This window comes from Rickettsiella endosymbiont of Litargus connexus, from assembly GCF_964277335.1.
Classification (GTDB): domain Bacteria; phylum Pseudomonadota; class Gammaproteobacteria; order Diplorickettsiales; family Diplorickettsiaceae; genus Aquirickettsiella; species Aquirickettsiella isopodorum.
The window spans coordinates 802,774-825,733 of record NZ_OZ195516.1; the positions used below are offsets into that span (position 1 = coordinate 802,774).

The following is a 22,960-nucleotide window of genomic DNA, read 5'->3' on the forward strand; positions in this document are numbered from 1 at the left end:
TAAATAAGCTAAAATTAAAGACCTGTTCCAATATTAAATTGGAATACTTGGGTTTGATCCCCTGGTCGAGGATTTATAGCCTTCGCTATACTAAAGCTTAATGTTACATTAAAAACCGGAACTCGCCAATCTACATCTATTCCGGTGGAATATCGCAACGGTCCCGAGGCCGTACCTCCTCTTACATTAGGAGGAGGCGGATTCGAATGAGTGACACCTAAAGTAGAATAGGTATTACCTGCATCGACAAAAACACTAGTCCTTAATTTATCGGATATTGGGTTCGGTATAATTAAAGCTAAACTACCTACTGTCATCACATTACCTCCGAGAGGATAACCATGCGTATCTCTAGGTCCTAAAGAACTGATTTCATAACCTCTAACCTGCCCATCGGTGCCAATACCTCCCGCATAGTAATTGGAGAAAAAAGGCAATCCCCGAGTAGAAGCAAAACCATTTCCATAGCCTAAGCTTAGACGACTTTGCAGAATAAAATTATGTTTAAACGGTAAATAACCGACCGCTGAGTAATTCGCCTTATAATAGTATAAAGGCTGACCACCCACCGGCAAAGCGAGTTGGGCATTGGCAGTTTGATAGATCCCACTGTTAGGGAATACCATGCGATCTAAGCTATTGCGCAACCAACCCAACGTAAATAAAAATTGATTAAATTGTACACCATGTTCTGTGACAAATTTTTGTACTTCCAGTGATTGTTGATTAGTAGGTGGCAAATTAAGTTGTAATCTTTGTAATCCACCTTGAACCAGTAAGTTATCCCCACGTTCATCAAAAGGAATAGTATAGTGAAGATCACCACCATAGGTATTAGTATTGTAAGTCGTAGTATTTAAATCGCTGGGTGTCGATCGCTGATAGAACAGATCGTATCCGCGTTGTATCCCATCCAAGGTATAATAAGGATTGTTATAACTAATACTATATATCGTTGCGGCACGAGTATTATTGAAATTTAAGCCTAATTGATTACCCGTTCCGAAAACATTATTTTGGTTCAGCGATGCACCGACTACAGGGCCGTTAGTGCCATAACCTAAGCTAAATAAAGCTTGTGCCGCATGCGCTTCATTTAGATTGATATCCAAATCAACTTGATCAGTATATCCGGCAATAGGAATGGGTATTAATTGTGGCTCCCCTTCAAGAAAACCGCTAAGATTGAGCTGTCTCAAAGATGCCTTCATATCGGATTCTGAAATCACACTCGCTTCTTGTTGGCGCAACAAACGACGAAATACTAAATCTTGAGTTTTTAGATTACCGGATATATTGATGTGCCGTACATACACGCGATTACCCGGATCAACATAGAAAGTTAAAAAGACGGTTTTATTTTTCTCATCAACTTGCGGAACCGTATTTACGGTTGCAAATATATAACCAAAGTCACCTAAAGCTTTTTTGATGCCTTGTTCCGCCGCTACAATTTTTTCACGTGAAAATATCTTACCACTTTGCAACGAGGCTAAAAGTTTTTGCAATTTAGTTTGTGAAATGATGACATTGCCTGTGAGTTGATAACCACTGAGTTTGTAAATAGGACCTTCGGTGACATGGATGATAAGATAAACCTGTTTCCTATCGGGAGTTAAAGTAACCTGCGTAGAATCTATTTTAAATTTAAGATAACCTCGATCCATATAATAAGATTGTAGTGCGTCTAACGTAGCCGATAATCGAGCTTGACTATATTGATCACTATTAGTAAAAAATGACCAAAAATGATGCGTGCCCAATGGTAAGGCGGAACGCAATGTTCTTTCACTAAAAATATGATTACCGACGATATCAATATCAGCAATCTCTACGGTAAGCCCTTCAGAAATAAGAATTCGTACCGATACTCTATTATTAGATTGTGGTGTAACGAGTGGGGTTACCCGTGCTGAATATTTACCTATATTGTCGTACTGCGACCGTAGCTGAGCAATAAAACGATCTAAAGTGGCTTTATCGAACAAACGTCCACGAACTAAACCAATTTTTTTTACAATTTGTTTTAATTTATCCTTAGGAATTTCTTTATTACCCGTAATATCAACTTCACTAATAGTCGGCCTTTCAACCACTTTTATGATCAAGGAATTGCCTTGTTCTTCTAACGTGACATTGCTAAAAAATCCTGTCGCATACAACGCGTTAATGACCGCAGAGGATTGATAAGATTGAAAAGATTGTCCTGCTCTAACCGGCAAATAACTCAGAACCGTATCACGACTGATCCCCTGTAGCCCCTCAATCTCAATCCTATTAATGGGAAATGCTTGCACGGGCAAAGCGGGAAAAACAAGGATCGATAATGATCCTATTAAAAAAACTCTCAATAAAAGTCGCAACATAGTCGTTATTTTTTAGCCAATTTATAAAACACTCTATACTTTTCGCGGCACTTACCAAAAATACAATTGCTGTGATTATATAAAAAAAGTTTGCAAAAGAACTAACCGGTGTCTTTTGTGACACATCCTAACGGATGACTGATTTTTACCGCATTTTTTCTGATCGTGCTATAATGCTTTAAAATCATCTCTTTAGCAATCTCGCGGGCTAAATTATCATCCTCCAATATAACACTGAGATTAGAAACAGGCCGTGAATGAATTTTTTCCAATACATCTCGATTTAGCTTAGCAATATCGGTAAAATAGATCTTTCCATCTAAAAACGCTTGTACGGCGATTTCATTCGCCGCATTTAAAATAGTTGTTGCTGTCCCACCAATACGTAATGCAAGGTAAGCTAAATCTAAACAAGGATAACGTTCCGCATCAATCGATAAAAAATCCAAACGCCCAATTTTTAATAAGTCCAATGAAGCGACTGAATTATTAATGCGTTCTGGGAAGCCCAATGCATAAGAAATAGGAATACGCATATCAGGACTCCCTAGTTGCGCTAAGAGAGACCCATCTAAATATTCTACTAATGAATGGATAATACTTTGTGGATGTAAAACCACTTCAATTTGATCGAGTGTCAATCCAAACAAAAAATAGGCTTCTATGACTTCAAAACCTTTATTCATGAGTGTCGCCGAGTCAACGCTAATTTTTCGCCCCATACTCCAATTTGGATGTTGACAAGCCTGTACCGGTGTAGCCGCTTGCAATTGATCTAAGGACTTATGACGTAAAGCACCGCCTGATGCGGTCAAAATAATTTTCGAAAGACTCTGACCGCTATCGCCTGGCGTCACTTGACCCTGCAAACATTGAAAAATAGCATTATGTTCACTATCTACCGGTATTAAGGAAATTTGGGCACATTGCGCCTCTTCTATAAATAAAGGCCCTGCCATAATTAGGGCTTCTTTATTTGCTAATAGTATTTGCTTCTTAGCTTTAATGGCCGCTAAAGTAGGTAATAAACCTGCGGCACCGACAATAGCCGCCATCACCGTATCCACTTCGTCGAGAGTGGCAACAAAAGCTAATGCATCCCTACCAAATAACACTTCGGTTTTCAAAGACTCGGCTCGTAGGCGTTGCTGAAGATTTTCAGCTAAATTTTTACTATTAACGACAGCATAAGTAGGAATAAATTTTAGGCACTGTTGAAATAACAAATCAATGTTGTAGTGTGCCGTTAAAGCAATTACATTAAAACGTGTGGGATGTTCACTAATCACATCTAAGGTGTGAACCCCTATAGAGCCCGTTGCACCTAAAATACTTAAAGATTTCATATTATTAAACCTAGCAGTAATAAAGATCCGGTAAATACGGGCGCTGCAGCTAATAAACTATCGATTCGATCCAAAATTCCACCATGACCAGGTAATAATTGGCCACTATCTTTTAGTCCTCGAAGTCGTTTTAGTTGACTTTCAAATAAATCTCCTGTTACCGCCGCTAAACTCGTCAATAATACCAGTATCCACATTTGCCAAAAAGAAGGCTTAATCCCTTGAAAAAAATAGAGCATTAGCATTGCTGAAAAAAAAGTAAACAATAATCCGAAAAAAAAACCTTCCCAGGTTTTTTTAGGGCTCAAGGTCGGTGCCAATAGATGCTGTCCCCATAATCGACCACTGATATATGCGGCAGTATCAGCTAACCAAATAATCAATAACATAAACATTAAATAAACCGGTGTCAGTTGCAGTTTTTGTAAGGAAACCCAACATAAACTAATAATTAACCAACCTAAGCTAGCTGTTATTGTAGGACTTATCCTTGGCAATACTGGTTTACTACGTGCCCAAATTAAATAAACGCTTAATAATAGCCACAAAACTAAACCTAGCTTCAAAAGCCAGTCGTAAGCTACATAAGGTAAAATTAGAAATAAGATTGCTGCTTGTACTCCTACATATAAAAAACGCTTAATCAAATCCTTGTAAGCACTCAAACGTGACCATTCCCAAGCAGCGAGTAGCATAATAGCCGCAGTAATCAATTTAAAATAAAATGTCGATGCGTAAAAAATTCCAACGATAACTAAAGGAATCAATATAAGTGCAGTTAAAATTCTAAGTTTAAGCATTTATTTCTGCGAGTTGTTCACTAGTGCATCCAAATCGTCGTTCTCGTTGCGCATAAAAATGCAAAGCCTTATTCAATTCGTGTTTATCAAAATCGGGCCATAAGGTATCAGTAAAATATAATTCGGTATAAGCCAATTCCCAGAGTAAAAAATTACTAATCCGATATTCACCACTGGTGCGAATTAACAGATCGGCCTCAGGTAAATCAGCTAAACTTAAATAATTAGCAAATATTTCTCGGGTTAAAGTTTCTGTTGCTAATTCACCTGACTTAACTTGCCTCATGATTTTTTGAGTGGCCTGAACAATATCCCATTGCCCACTATAATTCACAGCAATAACCAATTGCAGGCCTGTATTTTTAGCCGTTAAAGCCTGAGACTTGTCGATCCATGCGCGTAGTGGCGGATTAAAACGATCTAAATTACCCACCATTCTTAATTGCACATTATTCTTGGTTAATTTGTCAATTTCATTTTTCAACGTATTCAGGAATAGCGTCATTAAATAATTAACTTCTTGCTCAGGACGCTGCCAGTTTTCACTGCTAAAAGCAAACAAGGTAAGCACTTCAATCCCCATTTCACCACAGAACTTAATCACTTTACGAACTGCTTTCACACCTTCTTGGTGACCTAACATCCGAGGTAAATAGCGACGCTTCGCCCAACGGCCATTTCCATCCATAATGATAGCAATATGCCTTGGAAGTTTTAGTGCCTGATTGTCTAGAGTTGACATAAAATGTAGCGGTTAAATTTGCATTAACTCTTCTTCTTTTGTCTTAGCTATCTTTTCTACTTCAGAAATATTGTGATCCGTCATTTTTTGAATCATGTCTTTAGCACGACGTTCTTCATCTTCAGTAATCAATTTTTTCTTTACCAGTTCTTTCAGTTGATGATTGGCATCTTGACGATAGTTACGAATCGATACGCGTGCATCCTCAGCTTCTTGTTTGACTAACTTACTCATATCGCGTCGACGCTCTTCGGTTAGCATCGCTAAAGGTACGCGAATAACATTGCCTGCAGTTAAAGGATTTAAACCTAAATTAGATTGAATAATCGCTTTTTCTATGGTGGGAATAGAGGATTTTTCCCAAGGTGTAACCAATAAAGTGCGCGCATCAGTAACGGTAATACTGGCCATATGATTCAAAGGCACTTCTTTACCCCCATATTGAGGAACGCGTAGTTGATCTAATAAACTAGGATGGGCCCTGCCAGTACGTAACTTAGCTAAGTTAACTTTTAAAGCATCCAAAGCTTTTTTCATACCCTGCTCAGTTGTTAATTTTATCGGTCCTATCATAATTTAATTCCTCTTACTCACTAATGTACCTTTACTTTTGCCTTGCAGAATATCAACTAATGTGTTTTTAGATTTAATATTAAAGACAAGTATGGGTAAATCATGATCGCGACATTGCGTAAATGCGCTTAAATCCATGATACCTAATTCTTGTTCTAAGGCTTTTTCATAGCTGACCTGGGAATACAACACAGCTTTGGAATCTTTTTTGGGATCAGCACTATAAACACCCTCAACGTGTGTTGCCTTAAGTAATAATTCAGCACCGATCTCTATGCCACGTAAACTGGCTGCAGAATCTGTACTCACCAGCGGATTTCCAGTACCACCGGCAAAAATTACAATATAACCTTTTTCTAGATAACGTATCGCTTTATAGCGCTCAAAAAGTGGAGCAAAACCACCGATAGAGATTGCTGACATGATTTTAGCTACTTTTTTGTGCTTTTCAATTGAATCACGTAACGCCAGTGCATTAATTACGGTGCCTAACATACCCATTTGATCGCCGGTAATTCTATCAATACCCGTACGCGCTAATACTTCGCCACGAAAAATATTACCACCTCCTACCACGATACCTATTTGCACACCTAAATCCACCGCAGCAACAATGTCAGATACAATACGGTTAAGCTCTACTGGATCCAGCATTTGCGAAGTTTCTCCATGGAGTGCTTCTCCACTGAGCTTTAGCAAAACACGTCGATATTTTAATGAATATGCCATGATAAAATAATAGGTCAAAGTAGATAAGATAATAACCTATGCCGCGCACTGTTTCTAGCCCGGCAACTCATTTGACAAACTTCCTTCCAGTTTACAGATAATAAAAAAGGCAATAACTCATTAAGCTATCACCTTAAACTACTCTTTTAAAATTAAGAAGAATTTTTAACTTGCGCCATTACTGCTTCAGCAAAATCTTCGATTGGTTTTTCTATTCCTTCACCCACTGCAAATCGCACAAAACTGATAACTTTTGCTCCGGTGCTTTCTAAGAGTTGTCCTACGCGTACATTAGGATCTTTTACAAACGCTTGACCTAGCAAACTCATTTCATCACGGAATTTATTTAATCGCCCTTCTACCATCTTTTCGATGACTGCTTGTGGTTTACCACTACCCTGAGATTGCGCCATAATGATTTCCCGCTCTTTCGCCAGAATTTGTTCAGCAATCTCATCAGCAGAAATGACTGCGGGATTATTTGCAATAATATGTAAGGCTAAATCTTTAGCCAGTTGTTCATCACCCCCTTTTAGCTGCACAATAGTTCCGATACGCCCCCTATGCACATAGGATCCCAGAATGATATCAGCCTGTGCAGTAACAACCTGAAAACGTCTTAATTGAATGTTTTCACCTAATTTAGCAACTAAGGCTTCGCGGGTTTTTTCTACGCTTTCGCCGCTATCAGCAAATTGATAGTCTAACAAGGATGTGATGTTTGCAATCTGATGATCTAAAGCGCCTTGCGCAGTCTTCTCAGCAAATTGTTTGAAATTTTCATCGCGCGCTACAAAATCTGTCTCGCAATTGACTTCTAAGATGACAGCAGGACCTGTCGCTGACTTTGATTTAATCACAATTAAACCCTCAGCTGCGATACGCCCTGATTTTTTCTCTGCTTGAATTTGACCCGATTTACGCATCGACTCAGCCGCTACATCCAGATCGCCCTCCGCAGATTCTAAAGCCCTTTTACAATCCATCATGCCTGCCCCAGTTCGAGCGCGTAAAGCTTGAACCATGGCCGCTGTTATTATTGTTGGTGTCATATACTTACTCCTTTCCATCTGTAGATTTAGTCGATTTCACTACAGATTCTTGAACCTCGACTTTTTCCACTTCAGAAAGTGGTGTTAAATCGGTTGGTTTTTTTGCAGAAGCACGCGCCTCTAAAATAGTATCCGCGACCATTTGCGTATACAGCGTAATTGCACGAGCTGCATCGTCATTACCTGGAATGATATAATCAATACCTTCGGGTGAATGATTCGTATCGACAATACTAATAACTGGTATTTTTAGTTTTTGTGCTTCACAGATAGCAATATGCTCATAGCCCCTATCAATCACAAATAAAGCATCCGGCAAACCACTCATATCTTTAATACCACCTAAACCACGCTCCAATTTATCCAATTGCCGTTGTAAATTCAGCGCTTCTTTTTTAGTCAGTTGGTTAAAGCTGCCATCTTGGCTTTGTGTTTCTAATTCTTTAAGTCGTTTAATCGACTGACGGATGGTCCGATAATTGGTTAACAGCCCGCCTAGCCAGCGATGGTTAACATAAGGCATGCTGCAGTGTAATGCTTGTTCTTTCACTAAATCCTGTGCGGCCCGTTTAGTTCCGACAAATAAGATCTTACTACCCGGCCGTGCCGCTATCTTAGCGATATAGTTAAGCGCTTCAGTAATATATTCTCGGGTTTTCTCTAGATCGATGATGCTAATTCCATTACGCACACCGTAGATATAGGGAGCCATTTTAGGCTCGCGAAAACAAGTACGGTGACCAAAATGGACACCTGCTTCAAATAACTGTCTTAATGTTGCTGACACTGTATTAATCTCCTATTGGGTTAAACCTCCACCTAGTATCGCCTCAAAACAAACTAGCTTTTTTCAAGGTCTAATATTTGAAGACTATCTTTGACGATAGCCACCCTCAAATAATTTAGATAATAGGTGTGTGAAATAATCGCTTTTCAGCGCGATGTTTTATACCATAGAATGACTTGTTGCATCAACATCAAGCCAATCCTATATTGGGACCTAACGAAGGAGTGAATCACATGCCCTATTTATTAGTACTTTATTACAGTCGCTACGGTGCCGTGGCAAAAATGGCCCAACAAGTCGCAAGAGGTGTAGAGTCTACTGAAGGTGTAGAAGTAAGAATTCGCACCGTTCCTAATATTTCGACTGTTTGTGAAGCTGTGGAAGAGGAAATCCCATCGACTGGCCCGCCTTATGCTACATTAGAAGACGTCCGAGGTGCCATCGGCATCGCCTTAGGCAGCCCGACGCGTTTTGGTAATATGGCCGCCCCTTTAAAACATTTTATTGATAGTTTAAGTGGCTTATGGTTTTCAGGTGAATTAGTCGATAAACCGGCTGGTTTGTTTTCTTCGACTTCTAGTTTACATGGCGGGCAAGAAACCACACTACAGAGTATGATGCTACCATTGATCCATCTTGGCATGATTATCGTCGGTGTTCCCTATACGGAATCCGATTTAAGCACCACCCAAACCGGAGGAACACCTTATGGACCCACACATATGGCCGGTAAAGAGAGTAAAAATCCGATTAGTGACGAAGAGAAACGACTTTGCCAAGCTTTAGGTAAACGTTTAGCTCGAGTCGCACTAAAATTGTCAGCATAGCTATTTATTCGATCGAGTTAAGAAGTGCGCTCTATGCCCCAGGCAGTTAATCCAAAAAAATAAAACTATAATTTTAAAATCGTTTTGACTAAAGGAATAGTTAATTTGCGTTTTAAACTTAAACTCGCTTTATCAAGTTGTGTCAATGCAGAAAAAAGCGCTTGCGAATCGCGTGGCAAACGTAGCAATAAAAATTGACCCACTTCTTCTGAAAGTTCTAAACCTCTTAAATACGCACGTTGTTGTAGAGCAATGAGTCGTTCTGCGTCATTTAATTCGCGTACTTGAAACAAAACGCCACTGGACAAACGCGAAATTAAATCCGGTAAAGAAAAATTTAATTGATTAGGGCTATGCTTTGCCGCAATCAGCAAATAACGTGACTGTTCTTGTAAACGATTATAGAAATGAAATAATGACTCTTGCCAAATACTATCATCAACAATACTGTCTAATTCATCGATACAAACCATATCAACGGATTCTAAGCCGCGTAACATCTCACTACTATTATTTTTTTTTATCGTATTTAAAGGCAAATAAGCGACAGAAAATCCTTCTTGTTGCGCTGCGTGACAACACGCCTGTAATAAATGTGTACATCCCGCACCTGGGTTACCCCAAATATAGATGTAAGGCTCACCTATTTTTAAAGAAAATTGTCGTAAACAGTTTAATAAAATAGCATTTTGACCGGTATAAAAATTTTCCAAACAATGCGCATCCGGAGGTTGTATGGGCAAAATTAATTGTGTCGACATCAGACCTTTTCCAAACCGAGGTGTTAGACTCGATTTCATTTCAATATTTAAGACCAACCTTGCTTTTGATTTTTAGCGCTTAATTTTTTACTTTCTAGCTTTAAATAATACGCCGCTTGCCAAAACCACATCCAAGTATATTGGATAAAGCTTAATAATGTCGTCACAAAAACCGCTTCTATAATACGAGGAATAAATTCATTCGGTATATCAAAAAAAGCTAATTTAATAATAAGCAAGCTCACTAAGACTAATTGAAAAAAAGTATTTAATTTACTAATCCAAACTGGTTTGTAATCTAATGGTCCGACCCGATAACGATAAAGCAAAGCGCCACCCATAATCCAAATATCGCGACCTATCACCATAATCGTTAACCATAAGGGAATTTGTTGTAAATAGGCGAGCACAACAAAACTCCCCATCAATAATAATTTATCGGCTAAAGGGTCCAATAAAGCACCTAAAGGGGTCGTCCAATTAAAAAAACGCGCTAACAAACCGTCTAAACCATCACTCAAACCTGCTATTACAAACAAATAAAAAGCCAGGGGATAGCACTTTGTCAGCAAGGCCCATAAAATAGGACCTATAAGGATAAAGCGAATACAAGTAATTAAATTAGGTAGATAGCGTAGTTGTATTTGCATCATTTTTTTGGCTTAATCAAACGTATCATAGGTGATCCATGCTGAAACCAGAACTCATTAACCAACTCATACTAAAGTTCCCTCAACTTCAAGCGTCTACTGTTAAGAAAGGTGTGGAGCATTTAATTCATTTGTTAGAACAAACATTATACCAGGGCCATCGCATAGAAATACGCGGCTTTGGAAGTTTCTCACCTCATTATAATGCGGCACGTTCTGCTTTTAACCCAAAAACTGGGGAACATTTTTTAGCCCCTGAGAAATATCGTATCCATTTTAAAATGGGAAAAACGCTTAAATATTGTATTAATAAACCCGCTGAGCAAGCAGAAACCATTTCCGTTGAATGAATCAATAAAAAAATTTTTACGTGCTAAACTTTATACAACTAGTGTTCAACATTCTCCAAAAAATCCCCAAGAGAATAACATAATGCTTGCGTCCCGACACGCTGTAAAGCTGAAATTTCAAATACCGGGACATGCGCAGGAATTTGGGTTTTTAGACATTGTACATACTCCTTTAATTGTTCAGTAGCGAGTAAATCGATTTTATTTAATACTAGCCATCTAGGTTTTGCAGCCAATTCAGGACTGTATTTTATTAGTTCGCTTTCAATCAAAGCCATATTTTCTAGTGGATCACTGCCATCGATGGGCTGGATATCTAATACATGGAGTAATAGACGAGTACGATCGAGATGTTTAAGAAAATTTATTCCTAAGCCTAAACCTTCCGCAGCTCCGGTAATCAATCCGGGAACATCCGCCATCACAAAACTCCGGCCTGCTTCTAAGCGCACCACACCTAAATGTGGCTGCAAAGTAGTAAATGGGTAATCCGCCACTTTGGGGGTCGCAGCCGATACCGCGCATATCAGACTGGATTTACCGGCATTAGGCAAACCCACTAAACCTACGTCGGCCAATAATTTTAAAGAAAGCTTTAAGCGACGAGTTTCGCCGGGATGACCTGGTGTAAATTGACGTGGACTACGATTGGTACTACTTTTAAATCGCGCATTACCTAAACCATGCCAACCGCCACGGGCAACGCATTGCATTTGATCTTGAGTGGTTAAGTCGCCGATCAATTCTTGTGTGTCCGCATCAAAGATTTCAGTCCCGATCGGTACTTCTAAAATGAGATCAACCCCTTTTTTTCCCGCACAGTCGCTACCTCTACCATTCTCACCACGAGCGGCTTTGTAGAGCCGATTATAATGGAAATCAATCAGTGTATTGAGATTGATATTCGTTTTCAAATAGACACTACCGCCATCACCCCCGTCGCCACCATCAGGACCGCCCAAGGGGATAAATTTTTCGCGACGAAAACTAACGCAGCCTGCTCCGCCCTTTCCTGCTTCTACCAGTATCTCAACTTCATCTAAAAATTTCATAAAAAACCCCGCTGAGCGGGGTAACCATAAAAACTATTTTTGCTTCAAATACGTTCAGTTGATTCCGCTAATGCAGGAACCACATTCACATAACATCTTAATTTAGCCCCTTTACGAGCAAACTTAACTACGCCTTGCACTAAGGCATATAAGGTGTGGTCCTTGCCAATTCCTACATTATTACCTGCATGGTAATGTGTTCCTCGTTGACGGATAATAATGTTTCCTGCTTTAACCGATTCGCCACCGAAGTGTTTTACCCCTAAGCGTTTTGAGTGTGAATCGCGACCATTGCGTGTACTACCGCCTGCTTTCTTGTGTGCCATGGTGATACCTCTATAAAATCTGGGTAATTTTTACTGCTGTATAATGTTGTCGGTGACCCATTTGCTTTCTATGATGCTTACGCCGTCGAAACTTAATAATGGTAACCTTATCACCACGACCATGCTCTATGATAGACGCTTTAACTTTTGATTCAGCTAAATAAGGTGAGCCCACTCTAACGTTGGCTTTATTAGCAAGAAGCAACACCGGAAATTCAACGATTTCGCCGACCTCTGCCGATAGCTTTTCTAGCTTAATAATTTCGCCTTCAGCGACTTTATATTGTTTCCCACCAGTTGAAATAACTGCGTACATTATACTCTCCAAATGACTATCTGACATGTATGTCTATACTCTCACACTTGAATTTGACTGTATTGCCACCTCCCCATACTTTTGGCGGCACTGGCCAACACTCACGCTGAGTCTAGTTACAAAATCTTTAATGATACTGGCTCCCCGAACAGGACTCGAACCTGTGACCCAATGATTAACAGTCATTTGCTCTACCAGCTGAGCTATCGGGGAATTTAAGCCGTAAGGCCCCTTGTACCGCTCGTTTGAAGATACGAATTCCCTAACTTTTTTGTGATGGGGTTACCCTATCACATGGCTAACACTAGCAATGCTGATGCTCAGCCATTTTAATAAGAGAATAATTTCACCTCTTACAAAATCTTCACCGCGAGAGGACGGCACATAAACCTGCGGTTTCGCATCTTCATGTGCAGGGCGTATAGTAATAGCAGAGGTAGCATGGGTCAAGAGCTGAAATGAATTTATTTATGCAAATTCCATCATTTAAAGCAAACAGCTATCAACCGTCGAGTGCCTGACTGTTAATCATACCCTCGACTGCCTCTGCTTTAATTAAAGTTCTATAAAAACAATCAGTTACTTACTAAAACCGTTGATCAAAAAAGTCTTGACGCGAACTTTGCGCGTCAAAATTCTACTCTAATAAATCAATTCGCAAAGCTTCTATTAAATTAAACTCACTCCCAATTTAGTCCCGTATCACGTAGCATTTTCCAATCACTTTTCAAGGGATGCCCAAGGATCAAATCTTTGAGTGCCAAAATAGCTTGTTGAATACGTAATTGATTAGCGGCGGTCGCGGGGAGCAACTTTGCCACCACGCGACCATGTTTAGTCATAACGATTTGCTCACCTTTTTCAACTTTATCGAGTAACGCTGAAAAATGCGCCTTGGCTTCAAGCGCCTATCGTTTTCATATCGACCTCGCTAAATTAAACGAGTTAATCATAACGCATCCGATTAACCCGTAATCACCTCGGTTAATAAGTCATTAGTAATAGATTTAATGACGCTCTTTTTTGCGCATTGGGATACCCAAAATATGCTAACACTTCAATCGAGGTGTAACGCTTATTACATTTTGGACAATGTCTTCTGCGTAAGATTTTTCTCCCCTCCCCTGTTTTACGTGAATTAATAACACGAGTTTTGGCATATTCACAAAACGGATTTAAACACTTCATCGTTTTATTTCCTATAACGTTACATAAAGAAAAAAATTTAATCCTTTAATATTGAGTAATTTTTAAAATTTTTTAAGTCTCTAAGCTAAGTTTAAACCTTTTTTTAGTGGGCAAAACTACAAAATAAGCTTTCGCTGCTCTAGTCTGTTACAAACGACGTATCGTCCCTGACTGTATGACATAACGCCTTAAATGCTTAGGATCATTTTTTACTAATTTACGCCTCATTTTTAATTTTTTATGCCGCATTTTTTTATACAATCGAAACTCTCTTACCAATGGAAAACAATTAATCAGTAATGATAAAAATCGTGAACGTTTTAACATTATTTATTCCTTAAAATGAATTATAAATTTAGTTGTACGAAAATCTATTATTAGGTTTATTTTTCCTCCTTAGTGTTTAAATGATTAGAATTTAAGATTTGCTTTATATCCCTAGGTCTAGGAATATATTCAGTAAAACCATTTAATTTATTTTGATGTTCAATTTGTCCAGTTAAATACTGCGGTACTATTGCCAATTTTTTTAACGCATAATTATTTCGATAACGACGTTCAAATTCTTTTTGTAAAAAAATCAACTCTCGTTCTGGTTGTTGACATAAAAAAATCCATCCACCCATATCTCTAATCACACCGTGAATCAATGGATCGGCGAATATCACACTCTCGTAATGACCCACTTGACGAATGGTAGTAATAACTTCTATCCAAGCCGCTAAACTTTTGCTTTCTGTATCACCTTCTATTGCTCTTATCCAATCGGCAGGACTTGGAAAATTTCTTTTGGCATAATCTGGATTTTTTAAAAAATCCCATAAAGTTGATTCAAACACGAGGAAAGAATATTTTTTTAAACAATTCCAATAGGTATGTAACAATAACGAAGAAAGTTTGCGATTATACACTTCAGCTAGGACCATTAATCCTTGAGTAAATTTCTCCTGGTCCTGCGTGATCATAAAATTTTTTTTCCTTTTAATAATTGAAAATTATTTTGTTTATTAGAGGGTTGATCATGGTCTAAAGCGGTAGTCAACCATTTTTTAGCGATTTGTACATTATGTTCAAAAGTAATCGGAAATGAATGACGTGCAGAAGAAAACTGCAATTTTTGTTGTTGTTCTTTAGCCAGCCAAGCATGAATATGTCTCAAAATATTAGCACGTTGTTTACGTTTATCAGGATTAGCAACATTCCAAATAACCAGCTTGTGCAATTCTTTTAGAACATCAATTTCACTATAAATACTCTGCCATTTTTTAAACTCTTGGTGTGTTACCTGATAAACAACATTCCCATCGAGAGGTATCGTTAATAAAAACTCTGAGCTTGAGGCATGGGAATGATTGATATTTATAGGCAAACGTTCTTGGGGTTGGGATTGTGAGCCTTCAGTCTCTTCCTGTTCCTGTTCCTGTTCCTGTTCCTGTTCCTGATTAGAGCAAGGCTTAGCCCTTGATTGCTTAGAATCTTTTACTTCATATTGGTGTAAGGTTTCTGTAAAAGCTAATGCAAAGGCTTTGCCTAAGCCTCTAATAAACGACTCTAATTTATAATAGGCTTCATTTTTCAATGCACATTCTGGAATTTCATCCCAATGTACCGCCCAACTTCTCACTACATTAGGTGACTGTGGTTTATTGTATTTAATCGCATTAGGAATAAAAATAACACGCGCTTTCAGATCCGCTTTCACCAAGCCTTGAGTCATCACTTCTTTCAACGCACGTTGAAATCCTATTAATGACCACGCTAATTCTTCTGCCATAGCACCCGCACCTGCGCGATAAAGACCAGGAATTGAGGTTGTGTGCGGATTACTTAACAGATAAAGAAAAAGTGCCTGGCCGCTAGGTTTGATCGGGGTTAACGATCGAAATTTTTTATCACACCAAATTCTGACATCTAACATTCGATAACGCATAATTTCCCTTATTCAATGAAATAGACTGAGAACTTATTGGTAAACCATCAGCTTGCGCTTTACTTGCGGTAATTTTCTTTTTAATCGTTTGTTTTGATTAGATAACACCGGGCTTAATTTAGCCGCCTTAGAAATACTTATCTTTCGTTGATCGACTTGCGATATTAATTCAGTGCTCGCATAAAGCTTTATTTTTTTTGCATTTTGATAAGTAAAATGACTACCAAAGCCTAATCGATTGGCGATTAATTGACGTAAGGGTGTCATTTTTTTCTGCATAACTTGTGCATCTTTATTCACAAGTCGAGTCTTTTGATCATTTTTTTTGCTGATATTTCTTTTTTTTCTCAAATCAACTTGGTTTTTTAATTTAGCCAGATCAGTCCGATAGCCTTGTCGATTACCTAAAAATTTTTCTAATGCCATGCCTATATCAACACGTTCACTGATCAGAAAATTTTTAACGAATAATTCACTCATGTAATGACCATCGGCTAAATCAGATAAAGAAACTCGCCAAGCTGGTATCGTTTTTTTTGTATAGTATTTATATAAATAAAAAATTTTTTCACCAAAGATCAACGTATTCTCTTCATCAACACAAATAGGGCGATGCTTATGAAGTGGAATCGATTTATCTTCATCAGAAATTGATAGTGTATATTTTTCAGATTTTATGCGTTCTATAGCCACATAAACCAATTCACAAGGAGGTAAATCAAACTTAGGTAATTGTAAGGTTAAATGTTTTAAACGTTGCACAATATGAAAAGGTACTAAATCTTTCCAATTAATTTCACCCCCGGTTAAATATTCAATTTGTAAAGCATATTCTAAAGGTATCTTGCTCACCCCTTTGATCCAGGCGTAGATATGTTCACGATGAATACCTAACTTTTTTGCCATATGTTTAACTGAACCTAAACTATAAATTGCTTTATCTAACATTGCTTCCTGCATGAACTCACATCCTTTTATTTTCGTTCTACAAAAAGTCTAACCAATAAAAATTAAATTTTTTTACTTCATAATTGGTATCTTAGTGCGATCAAGTAAATACTTAGTGAGAATTAGGAACAGCTATGCAACCTCGTTTAATTCGCTTACGTGATGCCGCAAAATACTTAGGTATGGATAGAAATCGATTTAATAATGAAGTAAGACCTTTTTTAGTCACACTAAAAATTGGCCAACAAGGAGTTGCTTTTGATCGATTGGATCTTGATCAATGGGCTAATGAATTTAAGAAACATCAAGGCAAACCTGCACAACGAACAATGCACTGGCAACATCATGGAATGCTAACCTTACTAAGAGAAAAGAAACATTCGACTCTCACAAAAAAAATAGTGAATGAAGAATTTCAACAGTTGGTTGATGAACTTTTGGAAAAAAAAACTAATCCTAGCAACCATAAAACGAATTAAAAATTGCAAATGTTATCAACACTCAAATACTGCTATCACTTGGATTATCACGCATTGAGTATGATTGTTACGGAATGAAGTAATGGGAAAAAAACGTAGCCCTGGACTAGTTAAAAGAGGTTCAATATGGCATATCAATAAAAAAATTTATGGTCGACGAATTTCAGAAAGCACACGCTCATCATCATTAGCAGAAGCAGAGCGATATTTAATGCATCGACTCGAAGAAATTCGCCAAGTCAGTATTTACGGAATAAGACCGACTCGTTGTTTTCGGCAAGCTGCGCTTAAATTTCTAAACGAAAATCAACATAAAGCAAGTTTACGTACCGATGCACGCTTATTAAAACAGTTGGATCCGTTTATCGGTGATTTGGCACTGACAGCGATCCATCATGGCAATCTAGAATCCTACATAAAGGCACGTAAATCAGCTGGAGTAAAAAATCGAACCATTAATTATGGATTGCAAGTGGTGCGTCGCATTTTAAATCTCGCTGCTCAAGAATGGTTAGACGAAAATGGTCTAAGTTGGATAGCCAGTGCGCCAAAAATTCGCTTGCTACCTGAGCAAAATAAACGTTTACCCTACCCTTTAGCAAAAGAAGAAGAAAAACGCTTGTTTGATCATTTACCGACTCATTTAAAACAGATGGCTCTATTTGCAGTGAATACCGGTTGTCGAGATCAAGAAATTTGTCGCTTACAATGGAGTTGGCAAGTGATCGTACCTGAACTAAAAACCTATGTTTTTATTATTCCTGCCAGCTTAGTTAAAAACCGTCAGAATCGATTGGTTATTTTAAACCAACAAGCCAAGCAAGTGATCGAAGAACAACGTGGTAATCATCCGATATTTGTTTTCACTTATCGCAATAAACCTTTATCACGAATGTTAAATTCGGCATGGCTACATGCACGAACTAAAGCCCAGCTTCCACAGGTGCGCGTGCATGATCTAAAACATACGTTTGGTCGTCGCTTACGTGCAGCAAATGTCAGTTATGAAGATCGACAAGACTTACTCGGTCATAAAAGTCAACGGGTGACTACGCATTATTCCAGTGCGGAGTTAGCCAATTTAATTTCAGCCGTTAATTCTATTGAGGCACGAGCAAGTAGCACCAGTATTTTAACTTTATTGAAAAATCCAGTGTGACGAAGGGTACGATTAAAAATGATTCCCACTAAAAATTTATAATCGAAGAAATACTTTATGTTGATTTAAATTTTCTTAAAAAATTTATTCCTTTATGATTGTTAATCAATTCGCTTTTATCGTTAGTAAAGGCAACGATCGTTTATGTTTCAGTCTACCAAGGAAACTATCCTATGAATACCTTAAATAGAGTGCGCACTTATTCAACTCTAGAGTTTTATGATCCGATAATGACTCGATCCTATTCTGCATCCGATGATGATCTCATTGCCTCAGCACTGATAAAAGAAAACATGGGTAGCGTTCATACGAATTCTTCTTTGGTACAAACCTACATCGCGACTTGTCTTACTCAAAGAAATATTAAGCTCGATAAAATTAAATCGATTGAAAAAACACAGCAAGAAACTCGTGAACATGCAAGACATTGGTTAAATCATCTGGTACCCAAGATTAATGCCACCTATACCGATGTATCAGGATTTTGTAATCTATCGAGTTCTTATTGGGAAGATTTAATTAAAATAGCCGCTGAGATTCAACAAGCCAACGATACAAACGCACAAAATTTTAAATTAGGCATCTTTGAGCTTAAAGAAAATATTCAAGACAAAGAGAACAAAACCCAACAACTTATTGAGAAGCTCTCATTGTTTAGAACCGATTTAGAATCCGATAATCGTAATTTTCAGACGATTGTTGCCGATGCCGATCAAATTTATGCCGGTAGCGAAGGAGAAATTGCGACGACACGAAAAAATATTGATGCAATAACGACCGCCATCGATAAAAATATAGGCCTTATTGCCGGTGGAGCCGTTGCCATCGTCGGTGGAATTGTAATGATAGGGATAGGTGCTATCGGGTCAGTCGTGACGGGTGGAGCAGCCGTGAAATTAATCGTAGCCGGTGTTATTACCACCGTAACCGGAGTCGCTATGGTCGCCACTGCCTCCGTTGATCTAGAAAACAAACAACGCGACTATGGACAAGCATTACAAAAAATGAAGCAACTTGAAGATGAAATGGCGGCATTGGAAAACACCAAAAATCAGTTTACTTCATTAACCGCTAATAATACCAATGCACATACCGCGGTAGAGAATATGCGCCAAGCATGGGTTACTATTAATAATAATTTTCAAGAATTAGAAAACACAGTCAATATTATTAATCCCGAAAGACGCTTTATGCTAGTGAATAAACTAAAAGCGGCACAGAAAAATTTTGATGATTTAAAGCAACAAGCAGTAAACGCGCAAAACAATGGTAGTTTAGAAGTTAAGATTGATTCTGAATTAGCGAATTCACTGAGACTGGCAAAAGCATTCTATTCTTTCCCTGCGCTCAGTATATCAACCAAACGACTTGCTAGTCCTCAGCCTTGGATATTACCGTTAACCGATCTTGCCGACTTAACTTGTTAAAAAAATCACTACTTCTATTTTATAAGGATTATAAAATGAACAATTTTATCTTCGAGAATAATCAACTATCTGTTCAGCCTATTACGCAAACGATCAAATCTTTAGCTCCTGCCGATTTTCCTATCGCGTTGAATCAGGTGATGACAGGACAAAGTTTGGGTCAAGCCAAAGCGATTACTTTGTTACTACAAAAAAATATCAACCTAGAAAAATTATTAGATATAAAAATCCTACAGGCACAAATGCGCGATATTGCTCGATCTTATCTCGATGAGTATATTCCTCAAATCTTGGCTCTTTTTACTGAAATAACTGGCCTTTATAATCTTTTTGATAGTTATTACCTCGATATCAATGAGTTTTTTAATACACTTAATGAAGCAGATGAAGGTGAAAAAACAGGTTTAGCGGCAGATGTAATTGAAGCAATTGAAGATTTAATCAACCTCATAGTAGAAAAAAAAGATAACTCTAATACACTCGCCACCGAACTGCAAAAATATCTCAATGATCAACTAAAGCTAACAGATACGCTAAAAAATACTCAGAAAATAGCCGAACAGCTTTATATTGGCGAACAAACTGAAATAGTACCGCTACAAACGTTACTTAAAACACTAGCAAAAGAAATTAACGAGAATAATGCTCAGATTGCCAGTGGCGCTTTGCATTCAATCAAAAATATTTTAAAAATATCAACCTCATTGATTACTGAATATATACCTGATAAAAAACCCCAAACTAAACCCGATCTGTCAAAACCGGAAATTAAACCCACTAAAGAAATTAAAGCGGCGCCTACTCCTATAATCACCGGTAATATTCAAGTATTTTCAGATAACAAACCCGTGCCTTCCCTTTATCAAGCAAAATTACAACATACAATGATTCAATACAGAGAGTGCATTGAAAAACTAAAAAAATACAGTATCGAAACGGCTGTTTATATCGCATTGATTCAACAATGGGATAGCTTCACTAAAACTATAAGCCTGCTTGAAGGTAGCGTAAAATATCTTGCTGTCGCTTGGCAAGGATTAACCGATAATTTTTCTTTATTAAAACAAAAATTTGCAACCCAACTAGATACTAACGATATTGAATATATTAAGCAGCAATGGTCATTAACGCACAACGATTTATCTGCTCTGAATGAAAAAGCGAGCAATTTTCAAAATTCGGTTCATTTAGAAGTAGTCAGTACGATAGATGCTTATGACCGAAACCTATTGGGTATACCCCGAGTAAAAAATGGACGTTTTATGCAAAAAATTATTGCTGAAAATTCAAAAGATGACTCAGAAGCGTAATTTGTTCATCGACACAAAAAAAGGAACTGTTCATCATGTTTAATTTAGTCCGATCCAACGACATTAACCCCGCCTATTTTTCCTATTCCGCCATAAATTTATCCACAGATGTAATGACGCCACTCATTCATATCATTCGTGATTATGATCCAAGTTTTAGAAAAAACTATCAAATGCTATCAGATACATTACCTGCCGTGTTAACAGGAGATACTTTAGCCATTCAGCAATTTACTGAAATATTAAACTCGATTAACAATAAAGTAACGTATATCAAAAGCCAATCCATTACTACCCTAAATCAACTCAGCAATATCCGCGATGATCTAGCGCAATCTATTCGCGATGCAAAAACTACGCTTGAAAAATTGACTGCAGAAAAAGAAGGGCTAAATGGCCAAAAAGAAGTGATCGAGAGACAAATTAAAGCCAAAAAAGCTGAAATTGATGGGTATATGACGGTGTTCTGGATATTCAGTTGGATTATTGCACTAATTTTAGAAAGTATAAAACCTTTCGATGCGGCATTGAATGAAATTAAAGATAAATTAGTAGCAAAGGAACGAGAAATAGAAAATCTGGATAACAATGAAAAAAAAATACAACAATTATTGGATCAATCTATAGAGTTATTCAATTCAAATCAGCAACTATGCACGCAATGCGATGCAATGCAAGGTAATATTAACAATATCCAAGACTCTTTAAAAAGAATCGATCTCGAATCGCATTTCTTGAAACCTAAATTAATGACTCTGGAAAAAGATTGGTCAGGATTAATGAACATTACTCGTACGAATTGATAGATTACTTAGCTAAGCAAATGACACCTATCCACTTCACTTGAATATTTGTCTGTGAGCGTTCCACTTGTAATCCCTATGCCTGCATACCTGCAGATCGCTTCATATCTTCTCACTAACTGCTATAAATATCAGTTTTTTATTTTCCAGATCAGTGATAATTTATATCTATCATAAACAACAATAGTTAATAAAAAAATCTATTGTAATAGAGATCATTCGACGATTTCTCGATTTATGCTCACTTAATAACAAAAAATAAGAAAGTTATTACCTTGGAGCACTAATGCTTCATTAAAAAAAAATTATCACCCATTATTAAAGGAAAAAATTATGCCCCCAATTGCAATTATCGGAATATTAACTCCTGTTTTGGCTACTTTAAATACGGTATTAGCATTATTAGTTGTAGTCCCAGGTGCTGGAGCCGCTGTAGCGCCCATACAAGCTGCAATTTCTTCAGTTACTAGTGCATTAGGTATATTAGGTTCATTACCTATACCTACTAATTTCAGATAATTAATTAGTGATGAAGGAAGCCATTACGCTTCCTTCATTATATTTAATTTTAAAAATAGATTAACCCTCAACAACAATATTTAAGAAAAAAGCAAGGCTTAAAAATTTACAAACATAGATTCACGGCAGGATAAAAAGTATGGCCATTATTATAACCGGCATGTTATCAAACACATTAAGTATACTTACCATTGCTTTATCGCTAGTTCAAGCTATCACAGGAACTGAAGAAGCTGCTTTAGCTATAAACAATGCTATTAATTCAATTATAGAAGCAATCGGTATTTTAAACTCACTACCCCCTATCATCATTCCCTAAAAAAGAGTTGTTTAGTATGCCACGCACGTAGTGTTACCTGCGTGGCACATTAGCTTGCAAACATACTTTTTGCTTGTTTACGTTAGGCGCTGTACTACGTGGTAATGTTAATTTGGATTTTTTAAATCTAAAAAATAACTTTTGCTGCCTTTTTAAATAAAATTAAATCTATTATAAAAAATTTTATCGTAATAAGGATAT

The 22,960-nt window shown here is 37.5% G+C and carries 28 protein-coding genes and 1 tRNA gene; 9 read left to right on the forward strand and 20 right to left on the reverse strand.

Annotation, left to right across the window (positions count from 1 at the left end; translation table 11 throughout):
- Positions 1–14 precede the first annotated feature (14 nt).
- The 8 genes from bamA to rpsB all read right to left on the reverse strand — a co-directional run bounded on the left by bamA (position 15) and on the right by rpsB (position 8,404).
- Positions 15–2,366: an outer membrane protein assembly factor BamA gene (bamA, locus tag ACICP9_RS03625; RefSeq protein ID WP_395496860.1), complete on the reverse strand. Its 2,352-nt coding sequence runs from the start codon at positions 2,364–2,366 to the stop codon at positions 15–17.
- 101 nt (positions 2,367–2,467) lie between these two features.
- Positions 2,468–3,712, reverse strand: a complete 1,245-nt coding sequence (ispC, locus tag ACICP9_RS03630) for a 1-deoxy-D-xylulose-5-phosphate reductoisomerase (RefSeq protein ID WP_395496862.1) — start codon at positions 3,710–3,712, stop codon at positions 2,468–2,470.
- Positions 3,709–4,512 carry a phosphatidate cytidylyltransferase gene (locus ACICP9_RS03635; protein ID WP_395496864.1) on the reverse strand — a complete coding sequence of 268 codons (804 nt, stop codon included), beginning with the start codon at positions 4,510–4,512 and terminating at the stop codon, positions 3,709–3,711. Before ACICP9_RS03635 ends, ispC begins: the two co-directional genes overlap by 4 nt.
- The gene (locus tag ACICP9_RS03640) at positions 4,505–5,254 is read right to left on the reverse strand and encodes an isoprenyl transferase (RefSeq protein WP_395496866.1); all 750 of its coding nucleotides are present in this window, start codon (positions 5,252–5,254) and stop codon (positions 4,505–4,507) included. The genes ACICP9_RS03635 and ACICP9_RS03640 overlap by 8 nt, the downstream gene beginning before the upstream one ends.
- A gap of 12 nt (positions 5,255–5,266) precedes the next feature.
- A complete protein-coding gene (gene frr, locus ACICP9_RS03645) occupies positions 5,267–5,827 on the reverse strand; it encodes a ribosome recycling factor (protein ID WP_071661837.1) in 561 nt (186 codons plus the stop codon).
- 3 nt (positions 5,828–5,830) lie between these two features.
- Entirely contained in the window at positions 5,831–6,556 is a 726-nt protein-coding gene (gene pyrH / locus ACICP9_RS03650) for a UMP kinase (protein WP_071661836.1), read from the reverse strand.
- A 152-nt stretch (positions 6,557–6,708) separates the two neighbouring features.
- Positions 6,709–7,608, reverse strand: a complete 900-nt coding sequence (gene tsf / locus ACICP9_RS03655; RefSeq protein ID WP_395496868.1) for a translation elongation factor Ts — start codon at positions 7,606–7,608, stop codon at positions 6,709–6,711.
- A 4-nt stretch (positions 7,609–7,612) separates the two neighbouring features.
- Positions 7,613–8,404, reverse strand: coding sequence for a 30S ribosomal protein S2 (rpsB, locus tag ACICP9_RS03660; protein WP_395498916.1), 792 nt, complete (start codon positions 8,402–8,404; stop codon positions 7,613–7,615).
- Positions 8,405–8,628: 224 nt separating this feature from the next.
- Between rpsB and wrbA the strand changes: the two genes are divergently transcribed.
- The gene (gene wrbA / locus ACICP9_RS03665) at positions 8,629–9,222 is read left to right on the forward strand and encodes an NAD(P)H:quinone oxidoreductase (protein WP_395496870.1); all 594 of its coding nucleotides are present in this window, start codon (positions 8,629–8,631) and stop codon (positions 9,220–9,222) included.
- A gap of 65 nt (positions 9,223–9,287) precedes the next feature.
- Here the strand turns inward: wrbA and hda are convergent, their stop codons facing one another.
- A complete protein-coding gene (hda, locus tag ACICP9_RS03670) occupies positions 9,288–9,983 on the reverse strand; it encodes a DnaA regulatory inactivator Hda (RefSeq protein ID WP_395496872.1) in 696 nt (231 codons plus the stop codon).
- Between the two features lie 47 nt (positions 9,984–10,030).
- The gene (locus tag ACICP9_RS03675) at positions 10,031–10,636 is read right to left on the reverse strand and encodes a CDP-alcohol phosphatidyltransferase family protein (protein WP_071661831.1); all 606 of its coding nucleotides are present in this window, start codon (positions 10,634–10,636) and stop codon (positions 10,031–10,033) included.
- 35 nt (positions 10,637–10,671) lie between these two features.
- On the opposite strand from ACICP9_RS03675, the gene ACICP9_RS03680 reads away from it, so the two are divergent.
- Complete coding sequence (locus ACICP9_RS03680) at positions 10,672–10,983, forward strand: HU family DNA-binding protein (protein ID WP_395496875.1); 312 nt, start codon at positions 10,672–10,674, stop codon at positions 10,981–10,983.
- Positions 10,984–11,021: 38 nt separating this feature from the next.
- On the opposite strand, the gene cgtA is transcribed toward ACICP9_RS03680, so the two are convergent.
- From cgtA to ACICP9_RS03730, 10 genes are all read right to left on the reverse strand, one after another.
- On the reverse strand, positions 11,022–12,035 hold the full coding sequence (gene cgtA, locus ACICP9_RS03685; protein ID WP_395496877.1) for an Obg family GTPase CgtA: 1,014 nt from the start codon (positions 12,033–12,035) through the stop codon (positions 11,022–11,024).
- Positions 12,036–12,079: 44 nt separating this feature from the next.
- Positions 12,080–12,361: a 50S ribosomal protein L27 gene (gene rpmA, locus ACICP9_RS03690; protein WP_071661828.1), complete on the reverse strand. Its 282-nt coding sequence runs from the start codon at positions 12,359–12,361 to the stop codon at positions 12,080–12,082.
- Between the two features lie 10 nt (positions 12,362–12,371).
- Positions 12,372–12,677, reverse strand: coding sequence for a 50S ribosomal protein L21 (rplU, locus tag ACICP9_RS03695; RefSeq protein WP_071661827.1), 306 nt, complete (start codon positions 12,675–12,677; stop codon positions 12,372–12,374).
- A gap of 137 nt (positions 12,678–12,814) precedes the next feature.
- Positions 12,815–12,890, reverse strand: a tRNA-Asn gene (locus tag ACICP9_RS03700).
- A 467-nt stretch (positions 12,891–13,357) separates the two neighbouring features.
- Positions 13,358–13,525: a hypothetical protein gene (locus ACICP9_RS03705; RefSeq protein WP_395498918.1), complete on the reverse strand. Its 168-nt coding sequence runs from the start codon at positions 13,523–13,525 to the stop codon at positions 13,358–13,360.
- 136 nt (positions 13,526–13,661) lie between these two features.
- On the reverse strand, positions 13,662–13,865 hold the full coding sequence (locus ACICP9_RS03710; RefSeq protein ID WP_216095000.1) for a hypothetical protein: 204 nt from the start codon (positions 13,863–13,865) through the stop codon (positions 13,662–13,664).
- 147 nt (positions 13,866–14,012) lie between these two features.
- Positions 14,013–14,192: a hypothetical protein gene (locus ACICP9_RS03715; RefSeq protein ID WP_071661806.1), complete on the reverse strand. Its 180-nt coding sequence runs from the start codon at positions 14,190–14,192 to the stop codon at positions 14,013–14,015.
- Positions 14,193–14,248: 56 nt separating this feature from the next.
- Positions 14,249–14,830 carry a DUF6475 domain-containing protein gene (locus ACICP9_RS03720; protein ID WP_071661807.1) on the reverse strand — a complete coding sequence of 194 codons (582 nt, stop codon included), beginning with the start codon at positions 14,828–14,830 and terminating at the stop codon, positions 14,249–14,251.
- Complete coding sequence (locus tag ACICP9_RS03725) at positions 14,827–15,795, reverse strand: hypothetical protein (protein ID WP_071661808.1); 969 nt, start codon at positions 15,793–15,795, stop codon at positions 14,827–14,829. The genes ACICP9_RS03720 and ACICP9_RS03725 overlap by 4 nt, the downstream gene beginning before the upstream one ends.
- Positions 15,796–15,828: 33 nt before the next feature.
- The gene (locus ACICP9_RS03730; protein ID WP_395496881.1) at positions 15,829–16,755 is read right to left on the reverse strand and encodes a YdaS family helix-turn-helix protein; all 927 of its coding nucleotides are present in this window, start codon (positions 16,753–16,755) and stop codon (positions 15,829–15,831) included.
- Positions 16,756–16,877: 122 nt separating this feature from the next.
- On the opposite strand from ACICP9_RS03730, the gene ACICP9_RS03735 reads away from it, so the two are divergent.
- The 7 genes from ACICP9_RS03735 to ACICP9_RS03765 all read left to right on the forward strand — a co-directional run bounded on the left by ACICP9_RS03735 (position 16,878) and on the right by ACICP9_RS03765 (position 22,759).
- The gene (locus ACICP9_RS03735; RefSeq protein ID WP_071661810.1) at positions 16,878–17,222 is read left to right on the forward strand and encodes a hypothetical protein; all 345 of its coding nucleotides are present in this window, start codon (positions 16,878–16,880) and stop codon (positions 17,220–17,222) included.
- 82 nt (positions 17,223–17,304) lie between these two features.
- On the forward strand, positions 17,305–18,381 hold the full coding sequence (locus ACICP9_RS03740; protein WP_071661811.1) for a tyrosine-type recombinase/integrase: 1,077 nt from the start codon (positions 17,305–17,307) through the stop codon (positions 18,379–18,381).
- A 173-nt stretch (positions 18,382–18,554) separates the two neighbouring features.
- Complete coding sequence (locus tag ACICP9_RS03745) at positions 18,555–19,808, forward strand: HBL/NHE enterotoxin family protein (protein ID WP_395496884.1); 1,254 nt, start codon at positions 18,555–18,557, stop codon at positions 19,806–19,808.
- Positions 19,809–19,843: 35 nt separating this feature from the next.
- Positions 19,844–21,118, forward strand: a complete 1,275-nt coding sequence (locus ACICP9_RS03750) for an HBL/NHE enterotoxin family protein (protein WP_395496886.1) — start codon at positions 19,844–19,846, stop codon at positions 21,116–21,118.
- Positions 21,119–21,153: 35 nt separating this feature from the next.
- The gene (locus tag ACICP9_RS03755) at positions 21,154–21,921 is read left to right on the forward strand and encodes a hypothetical protein (protein ID WP_395496888.1); all 768 of its coding nucleotides are present in this window, start codon (positions 21,154–21,156) and stop codon (positions 21,919–21,921) included.
- Between the two features lie 333 nt (positions 21,922–22,254).
- Entirely contained in the window at positions 22,255–22,440 is a 186-nt protein-coding gene (locus tag ACICP9_RS03760) for a hypothetical protein (RefSeq protein WP_395496890.1), read from the forward strand.
- Positions 22,441–22,579: 139 nt separating this feature from the next.
- Entirely contained in the window at positions 22,580–22,759 is a 180-nt protein-coding gene (locus tag ACICP9_RS03765) for a hypothetical protein (RefSeq protein ID WP_071661816.1), read from the forward strand.
- The last annotated feature ends 201 nt before the right edge of the window (positions 22,760–22,960 follow it).

Bases quoted from the DNA above. Each gene is read 5' to 3' on its own strand.
- bamA (WP_395496860.1), bottom strand. From the start codon at position 2,366: ATGTTGCGACTTTTATTGAGAGTTTTTTTAATAGGATCATTATCGATC.
- ispC (WP_395496862.1), bottom strand. From the start codon at position 3,712: ATGAAATCTTTAAGTATTTTAGGTGCAACGGGCTCTATAGGGGTTCAC.
- ACICP9_RS03635 (WP_395496864.1), bottom strand. From the start codon at position 4,512: ATGCTTAAACTTAGAATTTTAACTGCACTTATATTGATTCCTTTAGTT.
- ACICP9_RS03640 (WP_395496866.1), bottom strand. From the start codon at position 5,254: ATGTCAACTCTAGACAATCAGGCACTAAAACTTCCAAGGCATATTGCT.
- frr (WP_071661837.1), bottom strand. From the start codon at position 5,827: ATGATAGGACCGATAAAATTAACAACTGAGCAGGGTATGAAAAAAGCT.
- pyrH (WP_071661836.1), bottom strand. From the start codon at position 6,556: ATGGCATATTCATTAAAATATCGACGTGTTTTGCTAAAGCTCAGTGGA.
- tsf (WP_395496868.1), bottom strand. From the start codon at position 7,608: ATGACACCAACAATAATAACAGCGGCCATGGTTCAAGCTTTACGCGCT.
- wrbA (WP_395496870.1), top strand. From the start codon at position 8,629: ATGCCCTATTTATTAGTACTTTATTACAGTCGCTACGGTGCCGTGGCA.
- hda (WP_395496872.1), bottom strand. From the start codon at position 9,983: ATGTCGACACAATTAATTTTGCCCATACAACCTCCGGATGCGCATTGT.
- ACICP9_RS03675 (WP_071661831.1), bottom strand. From the start codon at position 10,636: ATGATGCAAATACAACTACGCTATCTACCTAATTTAATTACTTGTATT.
- ACICP9_RS03680 (WP_395496875.1), top strand. From the start codon at position 10,672: ATGCTGAAACCAGAACTCATTAACCAACTCATACTAAAGTTCCCTCAA.
- cgtA (WP_395496877.1), bottom strand. From the start codon at position 12,035: ATGAAATTTTTAGATGAAGTTGAGATACTGGTAGAAGCAGGAAAGGGC.
- rpmA (WP_071661828.1), bottom strand. From the start codon at position 12,361: ATGGCACACAAGAAAGCAGGCGGTAGTACACGCAATGGTCGCGATTCA.
- rplU (WP_071661827.1), bottom strand. From the start codon at position 12,677: ATGTACGCAGTTATTTCAACTGGTGGGAAACAATATAAAGTCGCTGAA.
- ACICP9_RS03710 (WP_216095000.1), bottom strand. From the start codon at position 13,865: ATGAAGTGTTTAAATCCGTTTTGTGAATATGCCAAAACTCGTGTTATT.
- ACICP9_RS03715 (WP_071661806.1), bottom strand. From the start codon at position 14,192: ATGTTAAAACGTTCACGATTTTTATCATTACTGATTAATTGTTTTCCA.
- ACICP9_RS03720 (WP_071661807.1), bottom strand. From the start codon at position 14,830: ATGATCACGCAGGACCAGGAGAAATTTACTCAAGGATTAATGGTCCTA.
- ACICP9_RS03725 (WP_071661808.1), bottom strand. From the start codon at position 15,795: ATGCGTTATCGAATGTTAGATGTCAGAATTTGGTGTGATAAAAAATTT.
- ACICP9_RS03730 (WP_395496881.1), bottom strand. From the start codon at position 16,755: ATGCAGGAAGCAATGTTAGATAAAGCAATTTATAGTTTAGGTTCAGTT.
- ACICP9_RS03735 (WP_071661810.1), top strand. From the start codon at position 16,878: ATGCAACCTCGTTTAATTCGCTTACGTGATGCCGCAAAATACTTAGGT.
- ACICP9_RS03740 (WP_071661811.1), top strand. From the start codon at position 17,305: ATGGGAAAAAAACGTAGCCCTGGACTAGTTAAAAGAGGTTCAATATGG.
- ACICP9_RS03745 (WP_395496884.1), top strand. From the start codon at position 18,555: ATGAATACCTTAAATAGAGTGCGCACTTATTCAACTCTAGAGTTTTAT.
- ACICP9_RS03750 (WP_395496886.1), top strand. From the start codon at position 19,844: ATGAACAATTTTATCTTCGAGAATAATCAACTATCTGTTCAGCCTATT.
- ACICP9_RS03755 (WP_395496888.1), top strand. From the start codon at position 21,154: ATGTTTAATTTAGTCCGATCCAACGACATTAACCCCGCCTATTTTTCC.
- ACICP9_RS03760 (WP_395496890.1), top strand. From the start codon at position 22,255: ATGCCCCCAATTGCAATTATCGGAATATTAACTCCTGTTTTGGCTACT.
- ACICP9_RS03765 (WP_071661816.1), top strand. From the start codon at position 22,580: ATGGCCATTATTATAACCGGCATGTTATCAAACACATTAAGTATACTT.